At 68.8% G+C, this 18,400-nt stretch carries 15 protein-coding genes; 9 read left to right on the top strand and 6 right to left on the bottom strand.

Annotation, left to right across the window (positions count from 1 at the left end; genetic code table 11):
- Positions 1-5 precede the first annotated feature (5 nt).
- Positions 6-1,595: a serine/threonine-protein kinase gene (locus tag V6U88_RS23815; protein WP_334456283.1), complete on the top strand. Its 1,590-nt coding sequence runs from the start codon at positions 6-8 to the stop codon at positions 1,593-1,595.
- Positions 1,596-1,607: 12 nt separating this feature from the next.
- Here V6U88_RS23815 and V6U88_RS23810 read toward each other — a convergent pair whose 3' ends face one another.
- The 4 genes from V6U88_RS23810 to V6U88_RS23795 all read right to left on the bottom strand — a co-directional run bounded on the left by V6U88_RS23810 (position 1,608) and on the right by V6U88_RS23795 (position 6,029).
- Positions 1,608-3,656 (bottom strand): DUF262 domain-containing protein, encoded by a 2,049-nt coding sequence (locus V6U88_RS23810; protein ID WP_334456281.1) that lies wholly within the window; start codon positions 3,654-3,656, stop codon positions 1,608-1,610.
- Between the two features lie 207 nt (positions 3,657-3,863).
- Positions 3,864-4,550 carry a DUF4352 domain-containing protein gene (locus V6U88_RS23805; RefSeq protein WP_334456280.1) on the bottom strand — a complete coding sequence of 229 codons (687 nt, stop codon included), beginning with the start codon at positions 4,548-4,550 and terminating at the stop codon, positions 3,864-3,866.
- Positions 4,551-4,930: 380 nt separating this feature from the next.
- Entirely contained in the window at positions 4,931-5,146 is a 216-nt protein-coding gene (locus V6U88_RS23800; RefSeq protein WP_334456278.1) for a DUF397 domain-containing protein, read from the bottom strand.
- Positions 5,139-6,029 carry a helix-turn-helix domain-containing protein gene (locus tag V6U88_RS23795; protein WP_334456276.1) on the bottom strand — a complete coding sequence of 297 codons (891 nt, stop codon included), beginning with the start codon at positions 6,027-6,029 and terminating at the stop codon, positions 5,139-5,141. The genes V6U88_RS23800 and V6U88_RS23795 overlap by 8 nt, the downstream gene beginning before the upstream one ends.
- Positions 6,030-6,294: 265 nt before the next feature.
- Between V6U88_RS23795 and V6U88_RS23790 the strand changes: the two genes are divergently transcribed.
- From V6U88_RS23790 to V6U88_RS23770, 5 genes are all read left to right on the top strand, one after another.
- Entirely contained in the window at positions 6,295-6,561 is a 267-nt protein-coding gene (locus V6U88_RS23790; RefSeq protein WP_334456275.1) for a DivIVA domain-containing protein, read from the top strand.
- Positions 6,558-6,809, top strand: a complete 252-nt coding sequence (locus tag V6U88_RS23785) for a hypothetical protein (RefSeq protein ID WP_334456274.1) — start codon at positions 6,558-6,560, stop codon at positions 6,807-6,809. The genes V6U88_RS23790 and V6U88_RS23785 overlap by 4 nt, the downstream gene beginning before the upstream one ends.
- A gap of 108 nt (positions 6,810-6,917) precedes the next feature.
- On the top strand, positions 6,918-8,426 hold the full coding sequence (locus tag V6U88_RS23780; RefSeq protein ID WP_334456272.1) for a hypothetical protein: 1,509 nt from the start codon (positions 6,918-6,920) through the stop codon (positions 8,424-8,426).
- The gene (locus V6U88_RS23775) at positions 8,423-10,909 is read left to right on the top strand and encodes a hypothetical protein (protein ID WP_334456270.1); all 2,487 of its coding nucleotides are present in this window, start codon (positions 8,423-8,425) and stop codon (positions 10,907-10,909) included. Before V6U88_RS23780 ends, V6U88_RS23775 begins: the two co-directional genes overlap by 4 nt.
- 761 nt (positions 10,910-11,670) lie before the next feature.
- Entirely contained in the window at positions 11,671-12,099 is a 429-nt protein-coding gene (locus V6U88_RS23770) for a hypothetical protein (protein WP_334456269.1), read from the top strand.
- A 445-nt stretch (positions 12,100-12,544) separates the two neighbouring features.
- On the opposite strand, the gene V6U88_RS30350 is transcribed toward V6U88_RS23770, so the two are convergent.
- Positions 12,545-12,814: a hypothetical protein gene (locus V6U88_RS30350; protein WP_442934682.1), complete on the bottom strand. Its 270-nt coding sequence runs from the start codon at positions 12,812-12,814 to the stop codon at positions 12,545-12,547.
- 44 nt (positions 12,815-12,858) lie between these two features.
- Positions 12,859-14,412, bottom strand: a complete 1,554-nt coding sequence (locus V6U88_RS23760; protein ID WP_334456267.1) for a hypothetical protein — start codon at positions 14,410-14,412, stop codon at positions 12,859-12,861.
- A gap of 233 nt (positions 14,413-14,645) precedes the next feature.
- On the opposite strand from V6U88_RS23760, the gene V6U88_RS23755 reads away from it, so the two are divergent.
- The 3 genes from V6U88_RS23755 to V6U88_RS23745 all read left to right on the top strand — a co-directional run bounded on the left by V6U88_RS23755 (position 14,646) and on the right by V6U88_RS23745 (position 18,090).
- Complete coding sequence (locus V6U88_RS23755) at positions 14,646-15,107, top strand: DUF2690 domain-containing protein (RefSeq protein ID WP_334456265.1); 462 nt, start codon at positions 14,646-14,648, stop codon at positions 15,105-15,107.
- 144 nt (positions 15,108-15,251) lie between these two features.
- Complete coding sequence (locus V6U88_RS23750; RefSeq protein WP_334456263.1) at positions 15,252-17,414, top strand: glycoside hydrolase domain-containing protein; 2,163 nt, start codon at positions 15,252-15,254, stop codon at positions 17,412-17,414.
- 13 nt (positions 17,415-17,427) lie between these two features.
- Positions 17,428-18,090 (top strand): hypothetical protein, encoded by a 663-nt coding sequence (locus V6U88_RS23745; protein WP_334456262.1) that lies wholly within the window; start codon positions 17,428-17,430, stop codon positions 18,088-18,090.
- The last annotated feature ends 310 nt before the right edge of the window (positions 18,091-18,400 follow it).

The following is an 18,400-nucleotide window of genomic DNA, read 5'->3' as shown; positions in this document are numbered from 1 at the left end:
GCTTGATGCGGGCGCAGGAGCGCGTCGCCGACCGGTACGAGCTGACGTACCCGCTCGGCCATGGCGGCATGGGGGAGGTGTGGGGCGGCTTCGACGAGAAGCTCGACCGGCCCGTCGCGATCAAGTTCCTCCGTAAGCTGACCATCCCTGAGAACGAGCGGGACAACGCGGTCGAACGGTTCATGCGGGAAGCCCGCGTCACCGCCCGGCTGGACCACCCCGGGGTGCCAAGCGTCCACGACGTCGGCCACCACGGCGACGACGTCTACATCGTCATGCAGCTCGTACCGGGCCTGCTCCTTTCCGACCTCATTGCCGAGCGCGGTCGGCTCGCCGTGCCGTGGGCAGCCGCCATCGGTGCGCAGATATGCTCGGTGCTCGCCGTCGCGCATGCCGCCTCCCTGGTGCACCGCGACCTGAAACCGCAGAACCTGATGGTCACTCCGACCGGATCGGTCAAAGTCCTCGACTTCGGGGTGGCCGCGCTGCTCGGTCCGGACGTGCCCCGGCTGACCGTCACGAGCCATACCCTCGGCACGCCCACCTACATGGCGCCGGAACAGGCGCTCAACAGCGCCGTCGGGCCCCGAGCCGACCTCTACGCGCTGGGCTGCGTGCTGTTCGAGCTGCTGACCGGCGAGCCGCCGTACCGCGCGGAGAGCGCGCTCGGCCTGCTGCACCGACACATGAACGACCCCATTCCGTCGGTCACCGACCACCGCGCCGGTGTGCCCGACGGTCTCGTGCGGCTCGTCGCGCACCTGCTCGCCAAGGACCCGCAAGAGCGGCCCGGGTCCGCCGCCGACGTGTACGAGCTTCTGGCGCCGCTCGGAGTGGTCGAGCCCGGCGTGGCCGACGACTTGGCGGTGACGGTCGCGGACGGGCAGTCCGTCGATCCCACCATGCCTCACCGTTATCCGTTCGGTCCTCTACCGCCCCGCGCGCCGCTGGCGCCGACCAGGGTGGACATCGTCCGGCCGCGCTCGGCGCCAGAGGTTGTCGAGCCGTTGTCCCTCGACGAGTTGACCGAGGTCGAGGAACGCGCCTGGGAGCTCGCCGAGGATGAGCGGTTTACCCAGGCCGCCGAACTACTCGAAACGGCGCTGCGTCCGGTCAGAAACGGGCACGGTGCCAAGCAGCCGAGGATCCTGGAGCTGCGGCTCAACCTCGCCAGCCTGTACGTCCTCGCCGGCGCGTTCCGGCAGGCGCTACCAGAGTTCCAACGACTCATTCCCGACCTGGGGGAACGCCCGGTCCCCGACCAGGAGCTGATCTGGCAGTGCCGGCAGCAGGCGGCGGTGTGTCAGGCGGAGCTGGGCGAGGCAACGTCCGCGCTTGCCGAGCTGCGATCGTTGCTCGCCGAGCAGCAGCAGGTATTGTCGCAGGATTCTTCAGAGCTGTTCGCGCTACGGCAGCAGATCGCCATGCTCGCCGCCGGTGTCGGCGAAGTGACCGACGCACGTCGCCAGCTCGAGCGCCTCCGGCGGGACGTGTGCCGGCAGTACGGATCGCATTCAGCCGCTGCCGCTGAGGTGGAGGCGCTGCTGGATCACCTCAACCGGCTGGGCGACGATTCGATGCGTATAGAGCGCTGACTACCGCCCGACCTACGCCTTTCTGGCACCCCGTACGCCGCGCTCGTTTACGCCTGGCTCGACACCGGGCACGGTGCATCTTCCCGTGAGGGGAAAGAGTCGGGCCGAGATCGCCCCCGCTGACGGGAACTCGTCGCCGTACTCGTCGCTGCGGTGGTTTCTGATCTCGTTGATCGTCAGGAACACGCCCGGTGCTAGTGAGGAAAAGGCCGAAATGATGTGGGCGCCGATGTCGCGGCGCTGGACCCGGCGTATGTGTGACGCGTCCTCCGTCGAGGCGTGACGCGTGGTGCCGTCCCCCTGATCCCGCGTCTCGGCGACCGCGGACGGATCCACCCCGAGAAGGTCGAGGAGACGCTCGCGCATCAGCGCTCGCCGCCGGTCGTAGAACTCCAGGAAGTCGGTCAGCGGGGGCAACTCGCCGAGATCGTTGCGGTACAGGTAACCGGACTGAGCGGCGGGATCGGGGTAGGCCCTTTGCGCCCACTCCCAGGGCAGGGCAGCCCGCTTGTCGACGTTTTCCGTACCCTCCAGGAGTTGGAGGTTCGCCAGCCGGTCGACGCGATCGAGGTAGGCGGAGATGTCCTGGTCATCGATCCCCGCAGCGCGCAGCCGAGCTGCAGTGAATCTGCTGCGTGGGTATACGTGGTCGACGTGGAACGCGTTGCGTACGTCGATGCCCGGATAGAGCAGCGCCAGCAGTGCGAAGGTCTTCGTCGCTCCGTACTTGAGGTCGAGCAGATCGTCAATCTCGAGTGGATCGAAGCGGAGGGGCTTGCTTTGTCGGGACATCTCCCGTTCGAGCGACTCACGGGGGAATCCGGTGCGTGCCTCCGCGTCCAGCACCGCTCGGAGCCCACCGAGCAGCGTGTCGAGCCCACTGCCCCAGACGCCACCCTTGATCACGGCCCGAAGCAGCCATCGGCGGATCTCCGCTCGGTCCTGTGCGTCGGCCGCCCGGCGCAGGTAGCCGGTGTCGAGGCGGCGGAGGTGTGCGTAGTGGGCGAGCGGGATGATCACGCTGTTGGCGGGCAGCGTGGCGGAGGAGAAGCCAAAATCGCTGAGTAGCTGAGCGGCGAGTCGTAGCGCTCGCTCGATGTCGTCCCAGCCCTCTTCCATGGCGAGCATCGTGTGGCGGTCGAAGTTGTCGACCCTGAACCGGATGTCGTTCCTACCCAACAGAACCAGGCCGCTCTTCAACACGCTGTTCTTGTCGATGTTGAAGCCCTGCCCCGTGCGGTTGAGGTCGTCAACGAGCGCGTGGATCTCCTCCCGCGCGTCCCGCTCTCGCCACTGGGAGGTGGCGATGCTCAACAGCAGGTCGCTGAAGGAGAGGGGGACCGCGCCGCTGTTGACCCGGATGAAGATGTTGAGCACCTTCTCCAGACTCTGGTCCTCCTCCTCGAAGTAGTTGATCAGCGTCTGGCGCTTCACGACCTCGTAGAGCTTGAAGAGCACCCGTCCGGCGGCGTTGGGTAGCTCGTGGTGAGCGGTGATGTCGAAGACCTGGTCGCCCTCGCTGATGCTCCGGATCTCCGAGACCGGGAACCAGAACGTGGCCCCGTCGCGGGCCTTGGCCTCATCGGGGGTCAGAAAGCGGAAGTGGTACGCAAGCTCCAGCTCGTCATCGTCGCCCCGGGCCAGCAGGTTGATGTAGAGCCGCTTCGTCGGGTAGGCGAGGGGGTTGTTCACTCTCATCCTCGGCAGCCTCTCGGCGTACGAGCCGCGGAGGCCGATGTTGAGCGCCGTCAGTCGCTGCTGGCCGTCGAGGATGGCGGTCACGTCCCTGCCCCGCTCGACGTCGAGGGTCGGGCAGTGCGGCGAGTTCTTCGCGTGATAGGTCCGCACGAAGTCGTAGAACGTGTAGGACTTGACCTTGTCCCCGTTGACCTTCCAGAACAGGAAGGAGCCGATCGGGTAGCCACGCATGAGGCTGTCGAACAGCTTGCAGATCCGGTCAGGTCCCCAGACGAACTCGCGTTGGATCGCGGGGAGGACATAGTCGTGCCGCGCCATCCGCTCGAGCGCGGTGGCGATCGTGATGGGCGCCTGGAACGGCATGCGAACCTCCGAATCCGGCGCTTCAGCGCGGAGGGCTAACGGATGAACGAGCACCTTCCCATATGGAGGGCGTTGTCACCAGGCCCCCCTGAGCTGTCGTTGTGGCTCGACACTCCGTGCGGCGACGTCAGTGGGAGCGTGATCGCCGACTCAGCGCCGGCCAGCATGCTGACAAGGTCGGGCCCCGGCAATCCCAGGGCGGACCGTTCAGAGGCTAACGACAGCATCCTGGGCGAGGGTGAACAGCCCTGAATCGAACGTGATGCTCGTCAATTTGGTGCCCTTGGGCACGTCGAAGTAGACGTTTGCTCGCACGGAGTTGCCGGGGTTGATCTCATCAAGGAAGCCGCTGCCGTTGCTGTTGCCGTAGATCCCGGCTTCGCCGTCGGCGTCGTACTCCCGGCCGGAGGCGTCCTGCGCCGTCACCGTGCCGTCGGCGTGAAAGAGGTGGGCTGACTTGGTCACGTTCTTCACGGTGATGTTGATCCGACAGTAGGTGCCCTGCGCCTTGCGGTTGAGGAACGAGTCACCGACCTGGGAGATGCCGCACTTGATGCCGTTGACCGTGAACTCGAAGTCGCCCCCACGAACCTTGTCACCGACGCGGTACACCTTCGGTCCGGCGGACTCGGGCGGGCTGGGCTTGGGCTTCGACGGGGTGGCGGCCGTAGTTGCGGGAGCGGGTGCCGTGGATGCCGAGGCAGCCGGGGTCGGCTCGGCGGCCGGAGGTGCGGCCGGACCTTTGCTCGATGACACGCTCGCCGGCTTCGGATCGCTGAACACCGCGCCGATCAGGGGAATGCCGCAGCAGAGAGCAACCGTGGCAGCAACGCCAGTCAGCGTTGGGATGAGCCAGGCCGGTCGCTTGCCCGAAGGGGGCACGGGTGGGAACACCGTTGTGGGCGGTGGCCCGTACGGCGGGGGCCATCCGTTGGGAGGCCCCGAGTATGGCTGATTCTGGCTCGGGTGGCCGGGAGCGGTCATGTGCTGTCCCCACAGGTTTTTCGCGCGGCGTCCCGCCCGCAGTCCCGTAGACGGTATCGGCGAGGTGGCGAACATCCGCTTTTCTGTCATGTTGGCGACAGGTAACGCCAGTGACATTGACCGAGCGGCCGATCGCTGGTCGTTCGACGGGCCTGGGAAGCTGCCTGGTTGGCGGCCTTCACCTCTCCTGTCGGCACCGATCGCAGGAGGGAAGCTTTTCCCATAGGTGGTCCGTCCGGCCGTCGACCACGGTGGTGCGAGGGTCCTCTGGTTGGCGCCCTCGCCCGACATCAACCTCGCTTGTTGCCTGTAAAGCCGGTGGTGCTGACCTGCGTCACGAAGCTGATCCAAGACAACGGGGTGAAACTGAGATGTGCCCCGTGCCGGTTCTTGGAGTCGCGGACGGCGACGACTCCGGGCAGGTTGTCGGCCACCTCGACGCAGTCGCCGCCGTTGCCGCCGCTCCGGGTGCTCTTGCGCCAGATGGCACCGGCCAGGTCAGTCATGCTGCATCTCCCCGACGATCCTTTTGATCAATTCTCTGGATTCTCCCTCATCGAGTGCGAGGGCTGCTACGCCGTTCCATGCGTCTTCGTAGGCCCGCAGCTCGTCGGGCTTGTCGAGGTAAAGCGCTCCGGTGAGTGACTCGCTGTAGACGACGGATGGTTCGGGTGCTGCCCGACCGCCCTTGGTGGCGGGGAAGTCGAGGACCACGAACGATCCGGCGACCGCACCCGGCGGCGGTCCGGCAGACAGCGGAAGGACCCGAACCGACACGTTCGCCAGATCGCCTAGTTCAAGCAGTCGTCGGAGCTGAGCGGTCATGACCCTCGGTCCGCCAACGACCCGACGAAGGACTGCCTCGGAGAGGATCTGGTCCACCTGAGGAGCCGCCGGCAGCCGGCGGGTCAGGAGGGACTGCCTTTGCAGCCGTACTTCAACGGCTCGCTCCCGGTCCTCTTCGCTGGATGTTGGCCGGTCGAGCCGGTAGATGGCCTGCGCGTACTGCCGCGTCTGAAGTAGCCCGGGGATCAGGGACTCGTCGTAACGGCGAAGCTTGGCTGCGGCGGATTCCAGGCCGACGTACAGCTCGAACCAGCTCGGAACCGCGTCCCCGTACGCGTGCCACCACCCCTTGGACTTGGTCTCTGCCGCCAGCCCCCGCATCGCCTCCGTCATCTCCGGCGACACGTGGTACAGCTCGCACATTGCCTTGACATCGAGCACGCGCACCGGCCCCAGCCCGCTCTCGATCCGCCAGATCTTCTGTCGGCTGTATTCGAGGGCCTCCGCAGCGGCGTCCAGGGTCACCCCGGCTTCGGTGCGGAACTGGCGCAGCAGCCGCCCGAGCTGCCGCCGGGGCACGGTCGATCCCACGTCCTCTGTCACCCGAGCACTCCCTGATTCCGTCCCGCAACACTGCGTAACGCGACCACGTAACTCATATCGGTTGCAGTAAAAGAAGTCAATGCCCGGGTCAAGAATTCTGCTGTGGAACGTTGCCTCTCCACTGCGCACTGTCACACGATGACTACCAAGGCCCTGGTGCCCTACCGCTGGTCGCAAGCTGCGGTGACAGGGCGGGGTGGGTCCGCGCGTGCGGGGAGGGCGAGTGGCCCCACCCCTTCCATCCGACAGGAGAGGCAGGCAGCAGATGAGCGTCCGCAATCAACGCCCGACCTACGGCGGCACGGCGATGCCGTACACCCCGTTGCTGCCGTGGCAGGTGCGCGAGCGCCGCTTCAAGCCGGTCGGCCTCGGACGCCGCGGCCTTGAGCCCGACCACGTGTACGCCTTCCTCGACCGGGTCGCCGTCGACATGGCCGCCGTCTACGCGGCCCTGGCCGCGAGCCGCCGGGAGGCTGCCGTCCTCCGAGCCGGGCTGCACCGCATCCGCGCCGACCGGAGCCCCGAGGCATGAGCGAGCGGTACGTCATCCACCTGCCGGTCGTCGCCGCCGACCTGCCCACCGCGCAGCGCCTGGCCCGGGTGATCGGCCGGTGGCTGACGGTGCTGCCGCAGACCGACCCGGGGGAGACCACCGTCTCCGCCGAGGACCACCAGAACGTACGCCATCGGGTCTTCTGCGACCTGCTGATGCCCGGCGGCCGGCGCTGCGTGCTCCGCGCCGACCACGACGGCCCTTGCACCCGTCGCTTGCGCCGCTGACAACGCGAGCGTGTCGGCTATCCGTCACTTCGCTGGCCGCGTCGGGTCGGTCTGCTTCCGTAGCGCGGTGAACCTCATCGACCAGCCGACGAACGTGGGGAAGCGCTGGTGACCCCGGTGCTCGGTCCGGCGTGGACGCTCAAACCCGACACTCCTGAGGACACCGGCCGCCAGCCGCTCGCCGTCGAGACTGTGATCGGCACGCACGCCGCGGCGCTGATTCCCGGGGTTATCACCACCACCCCCCATGCCCGTTACCTGGCCCTGCACGCCCGTCTCGCGGTCGAGGCGCAGCGGCGCGGCTGGACCGACAGAACGGACCTGGAACGGTTCCGCGCGCTGGTCCGCCGCGCCGAGGTGGTGCTGGGCGCGGTGTCCGTCGCGCACGGCGAGACGGACGACGACCACGACCTACGGGCGGGATCCTTCGGGGTACACGGGGTGAACACGATTCGGCCCGATCTGGACCGGCAGCGTGCCGTAGATGTTGGTCGAGTGGCGGAGGCGTACAGCCGAGTGCCTGGCGGCTACCTGCAGACGTACGCGGGGATTGAGGCGGTGCTCGGCCTCACCGATGGGGGGCGGATTCCCCTGCCCGGGCCGGCAGCCGACGCCGACCAACTCGCCGCCCTCGACGAGGTGCTGAGCGTGGCGGAACGGAAGAAGCCGCTCTCCGTGGCGGACCTCGAAGCCCTGCGACACCTGTGCGTCTGCGCCATCGGCGACGCCCCCGACGGCGCGTGCGTGCGGAACGCCTACTTCGTCGACTCGGGCCGCCCCGGTCACGCCAGGACCCATCGGCGCAGCGCCTCGCTGCTGGTTGGGGCGCTCACCGGCGAGCGGGTCGATGCGGAGTCGATCGACATGTCCATGGACCGATGGTGCTGCTTCCGGCCGGGGCTGCTGGAGTTGGTGGGCGAGGACCTGCACACTCATGCCCTCGTCTGGCGTGGTGCGCTGCTGCGCAACTGGTCGGTCTGGGCGTGGCGGCTGATCTGGGCGCGGCTGGTGTCGCCGTTGTCCGCTACCGGCACCCTTGAGCAGGCGATCGCCGAGTTCGTCCACGATCTTCCGGACGCAACCGTCCGCGAGTCGCTCGTCGACGGCCTCCCTCCAGTGGTCGACCACGTCGGCACCCCGTTGCCGGTCGAGCATGACCTGTACGACGACGCGCTCGACGCCGGCGACTGGACGGTTCTGGGAATGCTGCGGCTGCTCGCCGTCGGCGCCCGGCGTCTGGACCATCTCGACCCGGTCACCCGGGACGCCTTCGTCGGCTCGTTCTCCGACGACCTGGGACCCGGCTACGTCGCCGCGTGGCTCGACCGCGACGCCGACCGCCCGCTGACCCAGGCCGTCTCCGACCTCGCGGCCGCGCTATTCCACCGCGCCGAATCGGTGAGCCGGCAGAAGATGCAGTGGACCCGGTACGGACTGCGCCTGCCCACTCGGCTGCGCCGCGTCGGCGACCGGTGGCGCCTGGAGGGCCGGGAAGGCCGGGGGGCGGTCTCCCTCCGGCTGCCGACCTTCACCAACGTCATGCAGCAACTGGGTGTGGTCGCGCACGACGGCGGCACCTGGCGCCCCGGACCGCACGCCACCGAGGTGACGTCGTGACGTCGTGGGAGGACCTGCGGGGAGCCGCCCCGCCGGCGCTGCTGCGCGGCCGGCCGCTGGCCGACGCCGAAGAGGTCCTCGTCCTCACGTACACCTGTGACCTGTCCTTCTTCGAGGACGTCTGCCTACGCGAGGCGCAGGCCGTCCGCGCCCGCACCACCATTCTGTATGACGCCGACCAGCTCACCCAGGGACCCCGCCGGGCCGACTACCTGGCCCTGCCGGTCGTCTGCAAGGGAGGCGGAGCCTTCCACCCGAAGCTCGTGGTGATCGCCTCCGAGACGGACGCCGTGGTTGCCATCGGATCCGGCAACGCCACCCCGTCCGGCTGGCACCACAACGCCGAGGTCTGGACGCTGCTGCGCGGCGCAGGCCAGACCGTGCCGCAGCTGTTCCATGATCTCGCTGCCTGGCTGCGTCGACTGCCCGCCGCGGTCTGGGTGGAGAACCTCGGTCGGGAACGCCTCGACCGGGTCGCGGCGCTGCTCACCGCCCGTCCGGCGGCGCAGGCGCCCGGCCAGCCGGTGCTGGTGACGACGGCGGCACGGCCGATCATCGAGCAGCTTCCGATGCCGAAGACGCCCGTCACGTCGCTCGCGGTCGCCGCCCCGTTCTTCGACCCGCGGGCGGAGGCGCTGCGCCGGCTGGTCGAACGCTTCGGACCCGCCGAACTGCACCTCCTGCTCACCCGGGACGTCCAGTGCGACCCGGAAGCCCTCGCCGGAGTGGTCAAAAGCGTGCCGACGGGCGTGGTCGCCACCCCGAAGAGCAGCCGTTACCACCACGCGAAGATCGTGGAGTGGAGAACGGCCGACCAGTCGTGGGCGCTGACCGGCAGCGCCAACTGCAGTGTGTCCGCTCTGGTCAGGACCATGGCCACGGGTGGTAACTGTGAGCTCGGCCTGCTCACCGAGACGGACCCGTTGATCGACACCGGAGTCGCCCACGAGGTGGACCTGGCGCAGCCGGCAAGCCTGCACGTACGGGAGCCCGGCGAACGTGTCCCGTCGGAGGCGGCCCTGCGCGTGCTCGGGGTCCGGGTCGACAACGAGCGGGTGGAGGCCACCGTTCTCGCCGACGCGGAGTTGGCCCCGGCATGGCTCATGGTCGACGGGCTGCGGCTCGACCACCACCACAGCGACGGCAAACTCCACCTCTACACCGGTGTCCCGGCTGCCGACTGGTCCCTCGCATCCGGTGGGCGGGCGACCGTGCACGTGGAGACGGACATGGGCGTCGAGGTCCGCGACGTGGTGGTAACCGACGTGACTGCCGCGCTGTCGCGCATCGACCGTCCGTCCCCCCTGGAACACACGTCGCTGCCGCTGGCCATCGCCGACCAGGCGCACCTGGCCGCGCTCGTCGAGGCGCTCGCCCACCTGGCCTCGGTCCGCCCGGACCGCATCGCCACCCCGCCCGGCACCAACCGGCGGCGCCAGGTGGAAGGCCGGATCACCGCGGCCGTCGGGCCGGCGCTGCTGCGTTTCGCGCTCGGCGTGGACGGCCGGAGCCGGCCAACGCCGGCCGACGAAGAGATCTTCGACGACCCGGATGAGGACAACGGCGCTTCGCCGCGGGTCGGGCAGGGGGAGCGGACGACGACGGCGGAGGGGCCGCCAGCCCGGGCGGAGACTGTCGCGACGGTGTTGGACGCGCTCACGCCGGGCCAGCGCACCCGCTTACGACGTGAGATCGAAGGACTGGTCGACGCGTCGGAGGGGTGGTCGCTGCCGGCGAAGCTGGCCGTCAGCCGACTGGTGCTGACCTTGGTCGCCGGTGGGCTCTGGCTGGATCCGACCGACTGGTCCGACCTCCTCTACCGGGTCGTGCTGCAACTGCGGATGACTGAGCAGGAGGAGTGCCTGGACGACGAGCACGCGGCCCTCGCCACCATCGGGCTCGTGGCGCTGCGCAGCGGTCTCGACCGCCGGACCGAGCCGGACAGCAAACTCGTCGAGCAGTTCGAGGAGCTACGGCAGGCGTATGTGGAGTGGACCGACTGGCTCGCGGCGGTGCCGGTGGAGACGGTCCGGCGGTACGCGGCCGGCCTGGGCGGACACACCTTCGGTGTGCTGTTCGGGCAGACCGACTTCGTGGCCGAGCTCGGCTGGATCCTGGGACGCTCGGCGTTGCACGACGCGGTGGACCGGCTCACCGGTGCTCGGCTCGACAGTGGTTCCGTCATCCGCGTCACCGGCGGCCGGACCACCCGTCAGGCGGTCCTCGCCGCCCTCGACGCCCTGCGCGACTTCCCCGACGTGCAGGTGGCGTCGGAGGGTGGGCCGGCGGTGCACGGCTGGTGGAACGGGCGACGTCTGCTGCTGGTCACCCGGACGGGTGCCACGTGGCGGGCCGAGACCTGGTCGAACCTGATGACCGGTATCGCCGCCTACTCGCGCAGCACACCGTTGCGCCCGCCGGACCAGCGCTGGACGGCGTCCGGACCGGACGACGCCTTCGGAAGTCAGATGACCAGCCCGTGAGCGAGCCAGGCGAAGGAAACCAGATGCCAATGAGGGGCCTCACGATCGCGGAGCAGGTCGTGCAGGAGCTGCAGCGTGCCAGGACGCCGCTCGACGACGACGAACTTGCCCGACGGCTCGACGTGCAACCGCGGCAGACGATCAACCAGGTGTGCCGCCGGTTGGAGCAGAGCCGTAGGCTTCGCAGATACGTCGGCCCTGCCGGCAAGATCGTGAACGAACTCCCGTGGGAGGGCACCCACGTCGGCGCCGATTGTGCGGCAGGAGACCCGGCCGGCACCGGCCGCCGGCGACAGCGCGGTGCAACGGCACGCCGAAAGCGTGATGCTCGGGCTGCTCAGCGTCCGGCTGGGCTGCGAGCTCAGCCCCCGGCGATTCATGCTGGAGGACGGGTCCCGGGTCGAGGTCGACGGGGCAGACGAGAACCTGAGCGTCCTCGTCGAGGCGTGGGCACACCAGGGGCCGCCGAAGTCCGCCCAGAAGCACAGTCACGGATCGTGCGACCCGAGTCGAGTACCAACGCCGCGGCCTGGCGGCGAAACTCCTCGGGGTATTTGCTCTGTCGAGCCACAGCGGTTTCCTCCTCCTCGGCAGAATGCCAAGTCAGGAGGTGTCCGGTCTCAGGGGGTTACTTCAATGGCTGCCTGCGCTTGGCTGCCCGTGGCCCGATCCCTTACCGACGCGAACGTCTGAAGCGGAAGCAACGGTCCAGCAGGCAAGGCGGATAGGTAGCTGACCGCGCCTCGGATACTCTCGTCGCCATGCCTGAGGCTGAATTGATCCCGACTGGCCGCTTCGAGTGGGAAAAGATCATCCGGAGAGTGGTGTTTCCCTCCAATCAGCGCTCGATCAAGCTGGTGGCGATGATGCTCGCCTCGTTCGCAGACTCTCGCACCGGTGCGAATGCGCGCCCTGGTGAAGCCCGACTCGCCGCCATGTGCCAGCTAGGGAAGAGCACGGTCCGAGCCTCGCTGAAGTGGCTACGTGAGGAGGGCTTGATCTACCGAGTCAGCCACGGCTCGAACCTCGGACAAACCAACCTGGTCGACGTCTACCAACTCTGCGCGCCATCGGACTGGGAGTCTCGCTTCCCGCTTTTGCCTAGTCACGGGAAAGACTCGGGCGGCCTGATCGTACGCCCACGTCGAGCGAACCCCAATCGCGTTGCCACGACCACCGCCAACCAGTAGCGGAGGGAGCGCCAACGGCTGGCTGGGGCACCGCCAGCGCTTGGCACCTACCCTCTTGGTTTATCCACCAAGTACCTCCCCCCCTCCTCCTCCTTGTCCTCCTCCCAGCTCGCGCCCGCGCGTGTGGCCGGCCTTCCCGCCGTCAAGCCTTGGGCGGCAGCCCAGCGATATGGTCCACCGCAGCTTCGAGCCGACGGACGTCGTTCCACCTGCGCATGTAGGCGGGGGCGCGGACTGCGGCGCCTCGTCGCTGGCTGCGCTCCCATTCCTCTCCAAGGCCAGCGCCGAAGTCTCCGTCGGGACACGCACCCAAACCCAGCACTCCAGGTCAGGCCCGGTTCCGAGGTGTTGGATCCCGAGGCGACTCGAACCCCAACAGGCTCCTCCTGCGTTGCGTGCGAACACCGACTACTCCGAATGGCTACTCATCCACTCATAATCGTCACTAACGACTTGCTCGCCGTGTAACCATAATGGTCATTCCGGGCGCGTCCGGTCCGGGCGTCGCTCCTGCCGCGATCCAGGCGACCCTTCGGTAGCTGCGGTCGAAGCTTCTCCACCTTTCCAGCGGGGCCAACGTCTCCAGCACCACGAGCAGGGCCATCGACACCGCGTCCGTGGCGGCCACCTCGTCGGCATCGTCGGTGCTGGTCAGGAGCGGCTCGGGAATGCGCGGCCCGACGTAGGTCTCCCGCCGGCCCTGGGCCGACCGCAACCGGTCATGGTCCGACCGCTGCGCCAGCCGGGTCGAGGCGAGGTCTAACGGTTGGCGCCCTCGTACACCACGGTCGACAGATTGAGCCACCAGGTGGCGGCAGCCCGCACCTGCTCGGGCATCCGGTCGTCGGTCCGTAGCCGGTGCAGCACGTCCCGGTTGCGGGTCATGCCCAGGCCGTAGGTCAGGCCGCTCAGGGCCGCCACGTTGGTCGGCCGCCGGGTACGCCGCCACATCCCCGCGTGGTACGTGATTGCCTGCCTCCAGAACCGGTCCTCGCTGCGCCCGCCGACGTGCCCGATCGCCTGAGCCGAGGCGACGGTGACCCGCGCAGGCACGCCGCTGGCGGTGATCAGCCGCTCAATGACCACGCGTTGCTCTGCCCCGCCGAGCACCCGCAGCGCCTCGATCATGGCGGGCGCCACCGACGCGCCCAGCACCGCCGGGCCAGCCAGCTCCGCGGCGAGCACGGCGGCGAGCGGCCGGCGGTAAGGGGTGCCGCTGACCGTGATGGCCGCCAGCAACCGGACGTCGAACACTGGGTTGAACAACATCTCGTCCAGCAAGACTGGCAGCACGTCGTCCCGGAAGTGCGGGACATCGCGCGGCATCAGCGCCACCACCGTACCGGCGAGCCGGGCCACCAGCCGCTGGCTCGCCTCCTGATCGGCCAGCCGACCGGCGCGGAGCACCTGGTCCAGGGTCGGATCGGCGGCCAGCGCCCGCAGCCTGGTGCGGCTCGCCGCCGAGATCGTGTCCGGCAGTCGGCGCAGCAGCTCGGCCGCCAGGGGCTGGATGTCGTCCCGCCGAGTGGAGTCGAAGGTCAGCTCCTGGATGATCGCCACCAGACGGGGCATCTCGGCGTCGGTGAAGTGCCCGAACCGCAGCTTGCGAACGCTGGCCAGCAGGGCGCCGTACTGGGCGCGCTCGTTGGTGGGGTGGACAAGCTGCTGGAGCACGTACCGGTTCGCGTCGGGATGGTCGCTGGCGTCCAGCACGCTCACCGTCTCGACGAACACCTGGTTCGTGCGATCCGCCGCGAGACTTGCGCACGCGGCGACCGCCGCCTGCCGACCGACGGGATGTGCCAGGAGCCGGCTCAGCGCCTCGTATCGCTGCATCCAGGCGATCCCGTCGGCGACGATGGTCTCGCTGAGCAGCCGCTCGGCGATGTCCGCCCACGCCCGGTGCGGCGTGATCACCACCGCCGGCGCGGCCGCCAACCGTCGCGTCAGCTCGTCCCACTCGACGCCGGTCAGCAGGGCCGTCGAGGAAGCCGCCCGGTCTACGAGCTCGTCGAGGCGATCCGACGCGGCGAACCGGTCCGGCGCCCGCGCCAGTGCCGGCAACACGTTCTGTGTGGACGCCGCGTACCGGTGGATGGTGTCCACGAGCGCGACGAGGTGGTGCGACGGCAGGTCCAGCAGCTCCTCGTACCGGCGGATGGCCAAGTACGGGGCACGCACCGCCGCCGTCTCCCAGCGGGAGATCTGGTAGATGCTGGTGTGCTCGGCCCAACAGCTGCCCTGGAACGCCTCGGCGAAGGTAGCCGACCGCAGCCACCGTTCGCTCGGCCCGTACAGCCGGTTGACGCGCAACAGCCAGCCCACCTGGTGCGCGGGCAGGCGCGGCCGGTCGGCCGGTCCGGCAACCGCCCGATACGGGCGACCACGGCGGCCGGCGGTGCTCCCTCCGGCTCCCACGCGGCCATTTATTGCACGACGGACTACCGTGCGCAACGCCTCGGCCACTACCAGACAGCGTTGCGGATCCTGACGGCACGCCTCGAACGGCGTGCCAACGGTCATCACCCTCACGGCTGGAGCACACCATGAACCTCTCGCAAGGAACCCGCCGAGTCGCGGCGGCACTGGCCGCGCTGGTGCTGGGGACGGTCGTGACCGTCGCAGCGCAGGAACCGGCCCACGCCGCCGGCTGCTACCGGAACACCTGCAACGGGCAGGACCCGCAGGCAAAGGGCTGCGCCAACGACGCCCGGAACCTCGAGTCCTTCTGGTACCAGGGCGCGAGCCCCTGGCTCCAGAACACACTCCTCGAATTGCGGTACTCGCCGGCCTGCGACGCCGCCTGGGTACGGACGACCGGCGGCGACTGTCTCAGCTCCTGGCGGCCCTGCGTGTCCGCACTCCAGGTCTCCGGAGGCTCCGAGCAGTGGGGCGGCCCCAGCGGCGGACAGAAATGGACCAACATGTGGTCGTTCCGCTACCTGGTGCGGGGCTGCTTCCGCAGCGGCGACGACCTGCACCTGGACGGGTGCACCGCCTGGCGCTGACCGGCGGCCGGGGGAACCGCCGGGAGCGCGATGCTCCTGGCGGCACCCGGCGGCCCACAGGCGACTCCGACCGATGAGCACGGCGACGTCCAGCCGTCCCTGTCCGCCGCCCAACAACCCCGCCAAACATTGAAAGGAGGAGCGATGACCGTGACCATCTACAACCGGGCGACCTGGGCCCCGTACGTGACCGAGGAACATTGGGAGCACGCCGCCGCGGGCCCGGAGCGTAGCGACAACCCCAACTGGAACCCCATCGGCGGTGTCTTCATCCACCACCGCGGCGGCTTCAACCCCATAGGCAACGACTACGAGACGGAGACCGCGTGCCGGAAGGACATCGCCGCCATCTACGAGAGTCACCGGGGAAACGAACAGGACTTCGACGGCGACATCGGCTACAACTTCCTCATCTGCCGGCACGGCAACATCTATGAGGGCCGCGGATACCAACGCGGCGAAGCAAACGCCGCCGGCTACGTCGACGGCCACCCCGACCTGGGCCGCAACGCGGCGTTCTATTCCATCTGTGCCCTCATGCGCTCAAACCACTCGGCCACCGAGGACATGCTGCGCGCCTCCAGAGAGCTCATCAGGCACCTGCGCGAGGAGGCCCCCAAGCGGGCCGGCACCCGGATCTTCCCGCACTCCTACCAGTTCGACACGGACTGCCCGGGCAAGCTGACGATGTACGCCCAGAAGGGCTCGACGATCGACCCCGCCGCGCCGTGGACCGGCCTCGCCGACATCTACGTCTACGACGCCCAGCGGTGGGTGAACGCCACCTACGCGAGCGCGCCGGGATACATCAGGTGCCCCGAGAACGGGCGCACTGGCTGGCCGACCGTCCTGTCACTCACCCAGGGGCTGCAGCACGAGCATGGCATCTCCCCAACGGTGCAGAACTTCGGCCCCGGCACCTTCGACGCCGTCGGACGACGCGGCGCCCTGCCGTCCTACGAATTCAACTCCGACCTGATCAGCATTTACAACGGCGCCCTGTGGTGCAAGGGCTACTGGACCTCGGTTGTCCCGACGCTATGGACGGGCGACTCGGAGGACGCCCTCCAGGCGCTCTACGGCGACGCCGGCCTCTCCTACTCGAACTCGTCGATGCGGTACGACATGTGGCCGCACGTCGCCAGGGCGCTGCTCCGCATGGACCAGTTCCGCCTCGTCCCAGGTGGCGACGGCAACATCCGGCACATCCAGCAGCGCCTGAACTCCCGCTACGTCGCCGGCATCGGCATTCCCGCCATGGGTCTGGTGCCCTGCGAGGGCTACTACTCCCGCGACGTTCAGCAGGGGTTCATGATGGCCCTCCAGTACGAGCTGGGCATCCCGCTGGAATCCATCAACGGATACTTCGGCCCCGGCACACAGACGGGGCTGCGAGGACGGGGCTCCGGCCGGCTCACCGGAGACCTGCGCCACCTGTTCCGCTCTGCCTGCTACTTCAACTCACCGGTGCCCATGGGCGACGGGCAGGCGCCCGTGGCGTACAACCCGGCCGACATCGACACCGACGCCGAAACCAGCATCCACGTGGAGTGGCTACGCGCCTTCCAGCGCTTCTCACAGATACCCGTCACCGGCACCAACGACTACACAACCTGGGCCCAGCTGCTCGTCTCGTCCGGCGACACGGACCGTCCCGCCGCCGGCTGCGACTGCATCACTGAGATCACCCCGGATCGCGGTAGGCAGCTCAGGAACGCCGGTTACCAGATCGTCGGCCGCTACCTCGACGAGCACCTCCCACCCGACGACCCGTACTACCTCGGCAAGGCCCTCAAGCCCGGCGAACCGCAGACCATCCTGGACGCCGGACTGAGGTTCTTCCCGATCTTCCAGTACAACGGCACCCAACTGGACAACTTCATGTACCCCAAGGGATACGACCAGGGCCGGGCCGCACACCACAAGGCGGTCGAACACCGCATCCCTCCGGGCACCTGCATCTACTTCGCGGTCGACTACGACGCCATGGACACCGAGATCGACAGCAACATCAAGCCGTACTTCGAGGGCGTCAGGCACTCGCTCACCGAGTTGGGCAACCGCTACAGCTTCGGCGTCTACGGCTCCCGCAACGTCTGCAGCCGTGTCTCGCGCGAGGTCGGCGCACGCTGGTCGCTGGTCTCCGGCATGTCCTGGGGCTTCTCGGGCAACCTCGGCTTTCCTTTGCCGGAGAACTGGTCGTTCAACCAGATCAGAGAGTACGAGTTCCAGCCGGGTTGGGGCCTTGACCACGACGTCTGGCGTCAAGGAGCCGACCCCGGCGTGTCCACCCTCGTCAGCAGCTAGTGAGGAGCCTCAGATGGTCACCAGACGCAACCTCCTCGGTGCCGCCGCCGGCGCAGGTGTGCTCGCCCTCACGGCGGCCGCCCCGGCCGGCGCAGCGATCAGCAACAGCGGCACGTGGACCGCTGACGTGTCCGCCAACGGCTGGTCAATCCAACCTGCCGCCATCGCCACCTTTCGGATCGGGGGGTCGACGGCCTCGGTAGCTCTGCGGCGGGGCGACGCCGCGGCGGTGCTGCTGCATGTTGCCCGCCGCTGGCACTACGAGATCGCGGCTCTGGACACCGGGGAAGGCGGCGGAATAGCCGGCCACATAATAAGCCGCACCGTCCGCGCCGACTTCGAGTCCAACCAGCTGTCCGGTACTGCCGTCGTCCTGCACCCCACCGCCTACCCCTTCGGTGGCAGCGAACGGCTGTGGCCCCATCAGGAGGCGATCGTGCGGGACATCCTCGCCGACTGCGCCGGCACCGTCGTGTGGGGAGGTCACCTGACCCCGGCGAAGGCCTCACATTTCCACCTCGCCGCCCGCCCCGGCGACAACGCTCTGGCCCGCGTCGCCACCCGGCTGGACACCGGCAGGCAACGGCGGTTCCGCTCCCAGACGGCCGGCGTCGTCGCGGACCCGGCGGCACCCGCACGCCGGGCGCTGACGCGCAACATCCCACGCCCGCGCTGATCCCGGCCTGGAATCCACGGAGGCGGTGACCGAAGCCGAGCTGGGGTAGGAGGGTCTGCTGTCGGAGTCCGGCGGCGAGTGGGGCTGGAGCAGGTCCCCGCAACTGAACGCCGTCGCTGCGGGGACCGGTTCTCGGTGGCCTGCGGCCGAGGCTGCTCCACCTGCACATGGGCCGTGGTCAGCAGCCGAGCGGTGACCTCGCCGACCTGTGCAGGTTCGCCGTCAACGTCCGCAGCTAGTGCCTCGTCTTTGAACGTTGATCGTGTAATCCGCCGGTTCCGGCCGTGTCTCGGGCAGGCTGTCTCCTGAC

The sequence above is a fragment of the Micromonospora sp. CPCC 205739 genome, assembly GCF_036906795.1.
Taxonomy (GTDB): domain Bacteria; phylum Actinomycetota; class Actinomycetes; order Mycobacteriales; family Micromonosporaceae; genus Micromonospora.
Note: the sequence above shows the minus strand (reverse complement) of the source record. Positions and strands in the feature narration are given on the sequence as shown.